This window comes from Paracoccus sp. (in: a-proteobacteria), assembly GCF_032007265.1.
GTDB lineage: Bacteria > Pseudomonadota > Alphaproteobacteria > Rhodobacterales > Rhodobacteraceae > Paracoccus.
The window spans coordinates 3,072-14,947 of the sequence record NZ_DALZMB010000093.1; the positions used below are offsets into that span (position 1 = coordinate 3,072).

11 protein-coding genes are annotated in these 11,876 nt (G+C 58.4%); 9 read left to right on the forward strand and 2 right to left on the reverse strand.

Annotation, left to right across the window (positions count from 1 at the left end; translation table 11 throughout):
• The first annotated feature begins 311 nt into the window (after positions 1 to 311).
• From RTS12_RS16340 to RTS12_RS16380, 9 genes are all read left to right on the forward strand, one after another.
• Positions 312 to 866, forward strand: coding sequence for a thioredoxin family protein (locus RTS12_RS16340; protein WP_312530401.1), 555 nt, complete (start codon positions 312 to 314; stop codon positions 864 to 866).
• Positions 863 to 1,540 (forward strand): phosphoglycolate phosphatase, encoded by a 678-nt coding sequence (gene gph / locus RTS12_RS16345; protein WP_312530402.1) that lies wholly within the window; start codon positions 863 to 865, stop codon positions 1,538 to 1,540. Before RTS12_RS16340 ends, gph begins: the two co-directional genes overlap by 4 nt.
• Entirely contained in the window at positions 1,540 to 2,253 is a 714-nt protein-coding gene (locus RTS12_RS16350) for an HAD-IA family hydrolase (protein WP_312530403.1), read from the forward strand. Before gph ends, RTS12_RS16350 begins: the two co-directional genes overlap by 1 nt.
• A gap of 148 nt (positions 2,254 to 2,401) precedes the next feature.
• Entirely contained in the window at positions 2,402 to 3,289 is an 888-nt protein-coding gene (locus RTS12_RS16355; protein WP_409455699.1) for an MBL fold metallo-hydrolase, read from the forward strand.
• A 66-nt stretch (positions 3,290 to 3,355) separates the two neighbouring features.
• A complete protein-coding gene (locus tag RTS12_RS16360) occupies positions 3,356 to 3,775 on the forward strand; it encodes a TIGR01244 family sulfur transferase (protein WP_312530404.1) in 420 nt (139 codons plus the stop codon).
• Between the two features lie 54 nt (positions 3,776 to 3,829).
• Entirely contained in the window at positions 3,830 to 5,602 is a 1,773-nt protein-coding gene (locus RTS12_RS16365; protein ID WP_312530405.1) for a sulfate permease, read from the forward strand.
• A 252-nt stretch (positions 5,603 to 5,854) separates the two neighbouring features.
• A complete protein-coding gene (typA, locus tag RTS12_RS16370; protein WP_312530406.1) occupies positions 5,855 to 7,675 on the forward strand; it encodes a translational GTPase TypA in 1,821 nt (606 codons plus the stop codon).
• A gap of 72 nt (positions 7,676 to 7,747) precedes the next feature.
• Positions 7,748 to 8,407 carry a hypothetical protein gene (locus RTS12_RS16375; RefSeq protein WP_312530407.1) on the forward strand — a complete coding sequence of 220 codons (660 nt, stop codon included), beginning with the start codon at positions 7,748 to 7,750 and terminating at the stop codon, positions 8,405 to 8,407.
• A gap of 134 nt (positions 8,408 to 8,541) precedes the next feature.
• Positions 8,542 to 9,642, forward strand: coding sequence for a Fic family protein (locus RTS12_RS16380; protein WP_312530408.1), 1,101 nt, complete (start codon positions 8,542 to 8,544; stop codon positions 9,640 to 9,642).
• Positions 9,643 to 9,746: 104 nt separating this feature from the next.
• Here RTS12_RS16380 and RTS12_RS16385 read toward each other — a convergent pair whose 3' ends face one another.
• Together RTS12_RS16385 and RTS12_RS16390 are read right to left on the reverse strand one after the other, a co-directional pair.
• On the reverse strand, positions 9,747 to 11,279 hold the full coding sequence (locus RTS12_RS16385) for an NAD(P)(+) transhydrogenase (Re/Si-specific) subunit beta (protein WP_312530409.1): 1,533 nt from the start codon (positions 11,277 to 11,279) through the stop codon (positions 9,747 to 9,749).
• A gap of 19 nt (positions 11,280 to 11,298) precedes the next feature.
• Positions 11,299 to 11,876, reverse strand: a 578-nt coding sequence (locus RTS12_RS16390; RefSeq protein WP_312530410.1) for a proton-translocating transhydrogenase family protein, incomplete at its 5' end; no start/stop codon positions are given.

The window sequence follows — 11,876 nt, forward strand, 5'->3', positions numbered from 1 at the left end:
CAGAACCGATATTGGCAATGCCGATTTTCGCGAAAATTGCGGTCGAAGCTGCGGCAATCGCTGATAAAACGGCCCAGAACTGCCAGCTTTCTGTCAAAAACTTCATTGCTTTCTCCTTGGTGGGTATCGGCCGGGTTGCTGCGTGCCATTGTCCTAGTCCTGCGTGCGGTCAAGGGAAAATGCACGACGAAAGTTGCTGACCCAGGGTCGAATTGTCATACTTTCGCCTAAAATTCGTGGTTTCAAGGATGCGAAAACCAGCCAAGCATCTAGGCTGAGCCTCATCGAAAGACTGCAGGAAAGGAGCAAGGATGCCTGTCAGCCCGCCTGTTTGTGATTTTGGCGCCCCCTTGCCCGCTTTCAATCTGCCGGACCCGGATGGCCGCTTTTTCTCGGATCAGGATCTGGCCGGTCCCAATGGGATGCTGGTTATGTTTATCTGCAACCATTGCCCCTATGTGAAAGCCGTGATCCCGCGCCTGGTTCTGGATGCGCGAGCCTTGCAGGCCATGGGCGTCGGGGTGGTCGCGATTTCGGCCAATGATATTGCCGAATATCCGCAGGATGGCCCAGAGCACATGAAAGAGCTGGCCTTGCATCACGGCTTTTCTTTCCCCTACCTTTATGATGAAGATCAAACGGTTGCCCGCGCCTTTGGCGCTAGCTGTACCCCGGATTTCTTTGGCTATAACGCAAGCGGAACTCTGCAGTATCGGGGAAGGCTGGATGCCTCTGGGCGCGCGCCCGCCCCGCCCGATGCAAAGCGAGATCTTGTCGAAGCCATGACCTTGATTGCTGAAACCCAGAACGGCCCTCGGGATCAGATCCCCTCGATGGGTTGTTCGATTAAATGGAAAACATCGTGAACACCTGCCTTGCGCCCTGCCCCATCGTTTTCGACCTCGACGGAACTTTGATCGATAGCGCGCCTGATATTCAGGCAGCGGCGAATTTCGTTCTTGCCGATAATGACATCCCGTCACTGACGCTTGAGCAGGTCCGCAGCTTTATCGGCGGCGGCGTTGATGTGTTGTGGCAAAAGATCATTGCAGCGACGGATCTCTCGCCCGACGATCACGAGCGTCTGGTTGCGGCCTTCATGCAGCTTTATCACAATGCCACCTCGCTGACCGGCCTTTTTCCCGGCGTCAAGGACGCACTGGCTGTCTTGGCCGAGCGCGGACATCCTTTGGGCATTTGCACCAATAAGCCGCTGGTTCCGACCAAGGCTATCTTGGAACACCTTGGAATCGCAGGGTATTTCCAATTCATCATCGGCGGGGATTCCCTGCCCGAGAAAAAGCCCGACCCCGCCCCCCTTCGTGCAGCTTTTGCAGGTTTGGGTGCCGATCCAGCGGCGCCGCAGGGGATTTATGTCGGTGACAGCGAATATGATGCGAGCTGCGCGGCGCGGGTTCCGGCACCTTTCCTGATCTTTACGCAAGGCTATCGCCAAACCCCGGTTGCCGAACTGCCCCATACGGCCAGCTTTGATCACTTCGACGAGCTGGCGGCTTTGATCGAGAAAATGAGGGACTGATGAGCGATAAAATCCGCGCCTTTATCTGGGATGTTGACGGCACGCTTGCCGAAACAGAAGAAGCCCATCGTCTGGCCTTTAACGAGGCCTTTGCCACTGCCGGCCTTGGCTGGAGCTGGGACATGCCCACCTATCGGCGTCTGCTGATGACGACGGGCGGTAAAGAGCGGATTCTAAGCTATGCGCAAAGCCTTGGCACGGATCTGTCGGATGCACAGATCCGTGCACTTCATGCCGACAAAACAAAGCGTTACACGGAAATGGTGACAAGTGGTCGCGTCACTTTGCGGCCCGGCGTTGCCCAAGCCATCGCGCGGGGCCGTGCGGCGGGTATTGCGCAGGCTATTTCCACCACGACCAGCCGCCCCAATATCGACGCCTTGATCGAAGCAACGCTTGGTGCGCCTGCGGATCAGCTGTTTGACGCGATTGCCGCCGGCGATGAGGTGGGTGCCAAAAAGCCCGCCCCCGACGTCTATCTGCTGGCCCTGTCGCGGCTGGGGCTGGATGCGCGCGACTGTATCGCCTTCGAGGACAGCCGTCCGGGCGTTGGCTCGGCGCGCGCTGCGGGCTTGCGCATTGTCTTGACCCCTTCGGCCTATACCGATGGCGATGATTTCGGCCCAGTCGATTGGACGCTATCCTCGTTGGATCAGCCCTGGCCTGCTTCCTTGCTCGCGCAGACGGGAACGGCGCAGGTCGCAGTGGATTGATGAAGGCCGGAATTCGCAGCGCTGCAAGCGCTTGTCTGCGGGCCTATTGGGGCGTTCTTGAACGGACCGGGTGACGCAGGGTGACAGCGTGGTTGATCTTGAGATGCCCCTCTCCTATCCCTAGATCCAAGGTCAAGGGGATGCTCAAATGACGTGCGGCGCGATGCAACAGCCAGAAATTCAAGCCTTCTTTGACGAGGCCACCAATACGGTCAGCTATGTCTTGCGCGATCCGGGCAGCGATCGCGTGGCGGTAATCGATTCCGTTCTCGATTTTGATTACGCCTCGGGCCATACCGACACCCGCAGCGCTCAGGCGATTGTCGATTTCATCACCTCGCGCGGCTGGACGACGGAATGGATCCTTGAGACCCATGTCCATGCCGATCACCTGTCTGCCGCGCCCTTCCTGCAACAGCGTCTGGGCGGCCGTATCGGCATTGGCGAGCGTATTACCGTGGTGCAGGACACCTTTGGTAAAATCTTCAACGAGGGGACAGAGTTTCAGCGCGACGGCAGCCAGTTCGACCAGCTGTTTGCCGAAGGCGATGAATTCTCGATTGGCGGCCTGCAAGGACGGGTCTTGCACACGCCGGGTCACACGCCTGCCTGCCTGACCTATGTTGTGGGCGGCTGCGCCTTTGTCGGTGATACTTTGTTCATGCCCGATTACGGAACGGCGCGTTGCGATTTCCCCGGTGGCTCGGCCGAGACATTATTTGCCTCGATCCAGAAAATTCTGGCTCTGCCGGATGAAACCCGGATCTTTGTGGGCCATGATTATCTGCCCTCGGGACGTACGCAATATCAGTGGGAAACCACCGTTGCCGCTGAAAGGGCCGCGAATATTCACATCGGCGCGGGCCGCTCGCGCGATGATTTCGTGCGCTTGCGCGAGACGCGTGATGCCACCCTTGGCGCGCCTCGGCTGATCATTCCTTCGCTGCAAATCAATATGCGCGCCGGACACATGCCCCCGCCCGAGGATGACGGTCACAGCTACCTCAAGGTTCCGCTCAACAAGCTCGGATCTTGACACGCGACCGATTTGGGCCGAACCGTCAGGCTGTTCTTGCATGACCTTTCCAATCGGAGCCAAATCATGGATCTGCGCCAGCTTACCCCGGACCTCGCGGTCACCCCGCAAATTCTTCCCGAGGATCTTTCGGATCTGGCGGCAGCAGGTTTTCGCGTCGTGATCAACAACCGACCCGATGCCGAGGTCGGCCCCGATTTGGACAGCGAGGCCATGGGCCGCGCCGCCGCCGAGGCCGGGATGGCTTATCATTATATTCCCTTCTCGCCGGGTGAAATCACCGCCCAGATGATCTCGGCCTATGCAGATGCGCTGTCCGAGCCCGGCCCCAAGGTCGCCTATTGCCGCTCGGGCAACCGCTCGACCGTGCTTTGGGCGCTGACGCAGGCCGGCCGCCTGCCCGAGGCCGAGATCCTAGAGACTGCGGCCAATGCGGGCTACGACCTTTCGGGGGTGCGTGGGCTGATCGCCTCACTGGCCTCGTAATCCTGCGCGCTTGCGGTGACGGGCCAGCCTGACGGGCGTGGGTTGCGGCATTTGTTGCCCCGGCCACGCCAGATCCTGCCTATCCTTGATTGGGGGCGCAGCTATTCGCGCGCTCTTTTTGGTGCCGATCTATTGGCGGCGGTGATCGTCACGATCATGCTGATCCCGCAATCGCTTGCCTATGCCCTTCTCGCGGGGCTTCCGCCAGAGACTGGGCTATACGCCTCGATCCTGCCGCTTCTGGCCTATACGGTGTTTGGGACGGCCAAAACACTGGCGGTTGGCCCGGTGGCCGTCATCAGCCTGATGACCGCAACTGCCATTGGCAGCACGGCCTTGCGAACTGGGATCACTCCCGTACAGGCCGCAGCCATCCTTGCGCTTTTGTCGGGGGGAATGCTGCTGGCAATGGGGATTTTAAGGCTGGGTTTTCTGGCCTCTTTCCTGTCTCATCCCGTTATCTCTGGCTTTATCACCGCCAGCGGCATTTTGATTGCCGGATCGCAGCTTCAGCATCTTTTGGGGATCAAAGCGGGCGGCCAAACCCTGCCCGATCTGATCTTGGCCATCTCGCATAACCTAGCGCAAACCCGGCTGGCCGCAGTGCTGATCGGCTTTGGTACCTTGGGCTTTTTGCTTTGGGTGCGGCGCGATTTGGGGCGTTTGCTGAAGGCGACGCCATTGGCGCCACGACTGGCCCAAATCATCATCCGCGCGGCGCCGGTCGCGGCAATTGGAGGCACCACATTGATCTCTTGGTGGTGGGATCTGGCCAGCCAGGGCATCTCGGTTGTGGGCCATATCCCGGCAGGCTTACCAGCGCTGTCGCTGCCGCCGATCGATCCTGCGCTGTGGGGTCAGTTGTTGCTGCCCGCACTGGTGATCTCGGTCATCGGCTATGTCGAGACCGTCTCGATCGCCCAGACGCTGGCTGCTAGGCGGCGAGAAAGAATTGATCACGACCAAGAGCTTGTAGCCCTAGGTGCATCCAATTTCGCCTCAGCTATCGCGGGGGGATTTCCGGTCACGGGCGGTTTCGCGCGCTCGGTGGTGAATTTTGATTCTGGCGCAAGGACGCCTGCCGCAGGCGCGCTGACCGCGATTGGCATGGCTTTGGCCACGCTGACGCTGACGGGGCTGTTGTATCACCTCCCGCAAGCCACACTGGCCGCGACCATCATCATCGCGGTGTTGTCACTGGTCGATCTGCGCGCCTTGCCACGGATCTGGGCCTATTCGCGTGCAGATGGTGCGACGATGGCTGTGACCATCATCGTGACCCTGCTCTGGGGGGTTGAGCGCGGGATTGGCGCGGGGGTGATCTTGTCATTGGCGCTGCATCTTTATCGCAGCTCGCGCCCCCATATCGCGATCATGGGTCAGGTTCCGGGAACCGAGCATTTCCGCAATATCTTGCGCCATCACGTCGTGACCGCCCCCGAGGTGCTGACATTGCGTGTGGATGAAAGCCTTTATTTCCCCAATGCGCGTTTTCTTGAGGAAACCGTCTATCGCGAGGTTTCTGCCCAGCCCCGCATCCGCCATGTCGTTCTGATGTGCCCCGCGATCAACGCCATCGACGCAAGCGGGCTCGAGGCGCTTGAGGCGATCAACCAGCGTCTGGGCAGCTCTGGCGTGCGGCTGCACCTGTCCGAGGTCAAAGGCCCGGTGATGGATCGCCTTCAGCGCAGCAGCTTTTTAAGCGATCTCAGTGGCCGGGTTTTCCTGACCCAGGCGGATGCGATGATGGCGCTGGCCCCCGAGGCAAGTTTGGCCGCCCGCAGCCAGCCTCGCTGCGACAGCGCACGCCACGGCACCGGTGAATGAGCGCCAACACGGCCGGAACCATTCCCGAAAATCAGGGTTTCTATGATATTAAACAAGCCATTCGGTCACCGCCCTATGGCCCCAACACGGAGAAATCAGGATGAATTCCATCATCTATCTGGTCGGTCTTGTCGTCGTTGTCCTCTTCATTTTGGGTCTTTTGGGCCTGCGTTGAGCGAGTAACATCATTTCTACTGGCGTTTTCGGCCCTTCTGCGTTAGGGGGGCGCTATATCCTGAAAGGCCAGTTTTGATGGAAATTCGCAATATCGCGATCATTGCTCACGTTGACCATGGCAAGACAACCATGGTCGACCAGCTTCTGAAGCAGTCCGGTTCCTTCCGCGAGAACCAAGCCGTGGCCGAACGTGTCATGGACAGCAACGACATTGAGCGCGAGCGCGGGATCACGATCCTTGCGAAAGCGACCAGTGTCGAATGGAACGGCACTCGTATCAACATCGTCGACACCCCCGGCCACGCCGATTTCGGCGGTGAGGTCGAGCGCATCTTGTCGATGGTTGATGGCGTTTGCCTTTTGGTTGATGCTGCCGAAGGCCCGATGCCGCAAACTAAATTCGTGACCTCGAAGGCGTTGGCCCTTGGCCTGCGCCCGATCGTTGTTCTGAACAAAGTGGACAAGCCCGCGGCCGAGCCCGACCGCGCCTTGGACGAGGTCTTTGACCTTTTCGCCAACCTTGGCGCCAATGACGAACAGCTGGACTTCCCGCATCTTTATGCCTCGGGCATCGGCGGCTGGGCAGATAATGATCTGGACGGGCCGCGCAAAGACCTTTCGGCCATGTTCGAAATGATCGTCAAGCACGTGCCCGCCCCCAAGCAGGTCGAGCGCGCGGATGAGCCCTTCCAGATGCTGGCAACCACGCTTGGTGCGGACCCGTTCATCGGCCGCATCCTGACGGGCCGCGTCGAAGCAGGTCGCGCCAAAGCTGGCGATACGATCAAGGCGATGTCGCGCAATGGCGATAAGATCGAACAGTTCCGCATCTCGAAGGTTCTGGCCTTCCGCGGCCTGACCCAGCAGCCCATCGAGGAAGCTGTGGCTGGTGACATCGTGACCATTGCTGGCATGTCCAAAGCGACCGTGGCTGACACCTTGTCGGCCCTGGAAGTCGAAGAGGCCATTCAGGCCAAGCCGATCGATCCGCCGACCATCTCGGTTACCTTTGGCATCAACGACAGCCCGCTGGCTGGCCGTGATGGCAACAAGGTTCAGTCGCGCGTCATTCGCGAACGTCTGATGAAAGAGGCCGAGACCAATATCGCCATCAAGGTCGAAGACACGCCAAGCGGCGATGCTTTCGTCGTCTCGGGGCGTGGCGAACTTCAGATGGGCGTACTGATCGAGAACATGCGTCGCGAAGGTTTCGAGCTGTCGATCTCGCGCCCGCGCGTGATCTTCCGCGAAGAAAACGGCGTTCGTCTTGAGCCGATCGAAGAAGCCATCATCGACGTTGATGACGAGTACACGGGTGCCGTCGTTGAAAAGCTGACCGGTGTTCGCCGTGGTGAGCTGGTCGAGATGAAACCGGCTGGCGTGGGCAAAACCCGTATCGTCGCTCATGTCCCCTCGCGCGGGCTGATCGGCTATCAGGGCGAGTTCATGACCGATACGCGCGGCAACGGCGTGCTGAACCGCATCTTCCACAGCTGGGCCCCGCATAAGGGTCCGATCCAAGGTCGTCGCCAAGGTGTGCTGATCTCGATGGAAAACGGCGTCTCGGTCGCTTACGCTTTGTGGAAGCTCGAAGATCGCGGCAAGTTCTTCATCGGCGCGCAAGAGCAGGTTTACCAGGGCATGATCATTGGCGAGCATTCGCGCGACAACGATCTTGAGGTCAACCCGCTGAAGGGCAAGCAGCTGACCAACGTGCGCGCTTCGGGCACGGATGAGGCCGTTCGCCTGACCCCGCCTGTGCGCATGTCGCTGGAAGAAGCCATTGCCTATATCGACGATGATGAGCTGGTCGAAGTGACGCCCAAGAACATCCGTCTGCGCAAACGCTATCTGGATCCGAACGAGCGTAAGCGTCAATCGCGCGAAAGCGCGTAAGGGGCGACCTTACCTTAGGTCAATTCTCTTCCCTGATCCCGGAAAGCTGTTAACCTTTCCGGGATAAACATGGTGGCAGAGATGAATGGCGAAGGTAATGAATATCAGGAACTGATCGCAGCCGCATTGCGATCGCTTGAAACCAAGGGCCAGCTTCCGCATTCCGTGCGAGAGCTGGCCTTTTCATCGAATATGACCGAGGCCGAGGCCTTGGTTTACTTCGCCGATATCATCGCCGTCAGGACGGCTTTGATCGATCAGGCCTTGGTTCTATTGGCTGACGCGATTCGCGCCGCGGTCGTTCAGGCCGATGCACAGGACCCGGTGGCCCAACTCAAGGCCTTGGGATGCGGCTATTTCGGCTGGGGTGCCAACAATCTGGCGCTGTTCGGGCTTTTGGCGAATGGATTTCTTAATCCCGCAAATGCCTCGGGTTCGAAGCTCGAGCAATACCGCCACTCCATCCGTGATCTTGTCGCAAAAAAATTCCGCGAGGCCATGCAAATCGGCCGCCTTGCTCCGGATAGTGATCTGGAAATCCTGATGGCGAACTCGCATTGCATCACCCTTGGCATCAGTTCGATGTTGACCCTCAATCAGCGCGATGCCTGGTATGAGGGTGATATTCAAAACGTCGAGAAACTGGCCCATGAAATGATCTGTCTGTATTTTGACCAGATTTTCTCGGCTGCCGATGGCACGGGCGATGAGGGGATCTCCAGCCCTGACTAGGCGGTTTCCGGGCTTCTTTCTGAGCGCCAGTGGACCATCCTTGATGTCGTACCAAGGCTGATGAGGCATAGAAACCGCTTTCATAAATCATGAAACGGCCATATCTTGAGTTATAGAAACAAGGTCTATCACTCATGCCCTGGAATTGGACCCAAAGCGACTGGCCGAATTTTCGCTATGATCGCGCCGCACTGGAACCGCTTGAGCAGCGTTTTCTGCTGTCATCAGGAGAGATCCTGGGCGCTGTGCGCCATGTGAGCGGTGATGCGTGCGATCAATTGCGCATCGACCTTCTTAGCGAAGAAGCGATGCGCTCAAGCGCGATCGAAGGGGAAATTCTGGACCGATCCAGCGTTCAATCCTCGCTGCGTCGTCAGTTTGGGCTGATGACAGAGGGGGCGGCGACAAAGCCGCGCGAACAAGGCGTCGCAGAATTGATGGCTGATGTCTATTCAGGATTTGGCGCGCCGCTCTTGGACGAGACGCTTTTCCGATGGCACAGCATGTTGCTGTCGCATGATCGCAGATTGGAAACGGTGGGTGCCTATCGTCGCCATGATGATGCCATGCAGATTGTGTCGGGTCGCGCCGAACGGCCCACCATCCATTTCGAAGCCCCCCCTTCGTTTAAGGTCGCAGGGGAAATGCAGGTTTTTCTTGAATGGTTCAACCGCAGTGTCCCGCAAGGCGACATGCCGGTTCCAGGCCTTACCCGCGCGGGACTTGGCCATTTGTGGTTCGAAAGCATCCACCCGTTCGAAGATGGCAACGGCAGGCTTGGGCGCGCCCTTGCCGAAAAGTCTTTGGCTCAAAGTCTGGGTCAGCCCAGTCTGATCGCCCTGGCCTATACGATCGAGCGTGATCGTAAGACCTATTACGATCAGCTGGAGGTGAACCAACGCAGGCTTGATGTCACGGAATGGCTGATCTGGTTCGCAGAGACCGTCCTTAAGGCGCAGCAGGTCACGCTTGAACGTGTCGGCTTCTTTATCTCTAAGGCGAAATTCTATGACAGTTTTCGCGACCGTTTGAACCCGCGACAAGCCAAAGTGCTAGAGCGGGTGTTTCGCGAAGGCCCGGCAGGCTTTACGGGCGGCCTAAGCGCTGAAAACTATATCGCGATCACAGGGACATCGCGTGCCACGACAACCCGAGATCTGCATGATCTGGTCGAAATGGGCGCCCTGCGCCGAAGCGGTGAGCGCCGCCATACACGCTATTATCTGGCGATCTAAAGACAGGGCCGTTTCGCCCTTTTCCTGCTCCTTACCATCATGTTCCCAGAAAATGAAAAAGGCCCCGCAACTGCGGGGCCTTTGATTGTCGGGCTGGTGCCGGATCAGTCGATCATCGGCAAAAGCGCGTCGATCGACTTCTTGGCATCGCCATAGAACATGCGGGTATTGTCTTTATAGAACAGCGGGTTTTCGATACCCGAGTAACCCGTGCCCTGCCCGCGCTTGGAGACGAACACCTGTTTCGCCTTCCACACTTCCAGAACCGGCATGCCCGCGATGGGCGAATTCGGATCTTCTTGTGCGGCAGGGTTCACGATGTCGTTCGAGCCGATGACGATGACCACATCCGTATTGGGGAAATCTTCGTTGATTTCATCCATTTCCAGAACGATGTCATAGGGCACCTTGGCCTCGGCCAACAGCACGTTCATATGGCCAGGAAGACGGCCTGCAACCGGGTGGATCGCAAAGCGGACCTTTTTGCCCTTGGCGCGCAACTTACGGGTCAGTTCGGAAACCGACTGCTGGGCCTGAGCCACAGCCATGCCATAGCCCGGAACGATGATGACCTCATCGGCATCGTTCAGTGCCGCAGCGACACCTTCAGCATCAATGGCAACCTGTTCGCCCTCGATCTCCATCGCGGGACCGGTGGTGCCACCAAAGCCGCCCAGGATCACGCTGATGAACGAGCGGTTCATCGCCTTGCACATGATATAGCTCAGGATCGCACCCGACGAGCCGACCAGCGCACCGGTCACGATCAGCAGGTCATTGCCAAGCGAGAAGCCGATGGCCGCAGCCGCCCAACCCGAATAGCTGTTCAGCATCGACACCACGACCGGCATGTCAGCACCACCGATGCCCATGATCAGGTGATAGCCGATAAAGAACGCCAGCAAGGTCATCAGACCCAGTGCCCAGAACGAGCCCGTCTTCAGATAGACCACAAGCAGGATCAGCGACAAAATTGCCGCGCCCGCGTTCAGCACGTGACCACCCGGCAGCTTCTTGGCCTTGCCGTCCACCTTGCCTGCCAGCTTGCCAAAGGCAATGACCGAACCGGTAAAGGTCACCGCGCCGATAAAGACGCCAAGGAAGGTTTCAACCATCAAGATCGAGATCTCGGCCGAGGTCTTGGACAAAAGCGTCTGTACGAACCCCGAGGAGAAACGGCTTTCAATCGCGGCAGCAGCTGCAGGATCAGTGCCCATGAAGGCACCCGCAATTGTGTCAGGATTGTTGGCCAGACCAAGAATATAGGCCAGCTCGATATGGGTGTTGAAGCCGATAAAAACGGCAGCAAGGCCGACGAAGCTGTGCAGTGCCGCAACCAGTTGCGGCATCTCGGTCATCTGCACGCGCTGCGCCAGCATGACACCGATTACCGCACCGATGATCAGCATCAGCGCAATTACCCAATAAGCGCCGACGCCTGGGGTAAAGATCGCGGCAATGACTGCAAGCGCCATGCCTGCAATGCCGTACCATACCGCCCGTTTGGCGCTTTCTTGACCCGAAAGTCCGCCAAGGCAAAGAATGAACAGCACCGCCGCGGCAATATAGGCCGCAATCACGATGCCGGGGATGCCATGGCTTGCGCCTTTGGCTCCAAGTTGGATCAATTCGTTCATCTGTAACTTTCCCCCGCCGTCACGACTTCTGGAACATCGCCAACATGCGGCGGGTTACAAGGAAGCCCCCGACGATGTTGATGCTGGCGATCAGAACCGAAATCCCGCCAAGCAGGATAACAATCCACGACCCCGAGCCGATCTGGGCGATCGCGCCAAGGATGATGATCCCCGAAACGGCATTGGTTACCGCCATCAGCGGCGTATGCAGCGAATGCGAGACGTTCCAGATCACCTGGAAGCCCACGAAACAGGCCAGCATGAAGACCACGAAATGGCTCATGAAGCTGACCGGAGCCACGGCACCGACCAAAAGCATGATCAGCGTACCGATGCCCAAAAGCATGACCTGAGACTTGGTCTGGGCCTTGAATTCGGCGGTTTCTTTGGCGCGCCGTTCCTCTGGGGAAAGCTCTTTGGCCTTCTCTTTGGGTTTTTGGGCGGCAATTGCAGCCACTTTGGGCGGCGGCGGCGGCCAGGTCACATCGCCGTCAAAGGTGACGGTCGAGCCGCGGATGACGTCATCCTCCATGTTCTGAACGATGACACCGTCCTTACCGGGCGTCAGGTCGAACAGCATATGACGGATGTTATTTC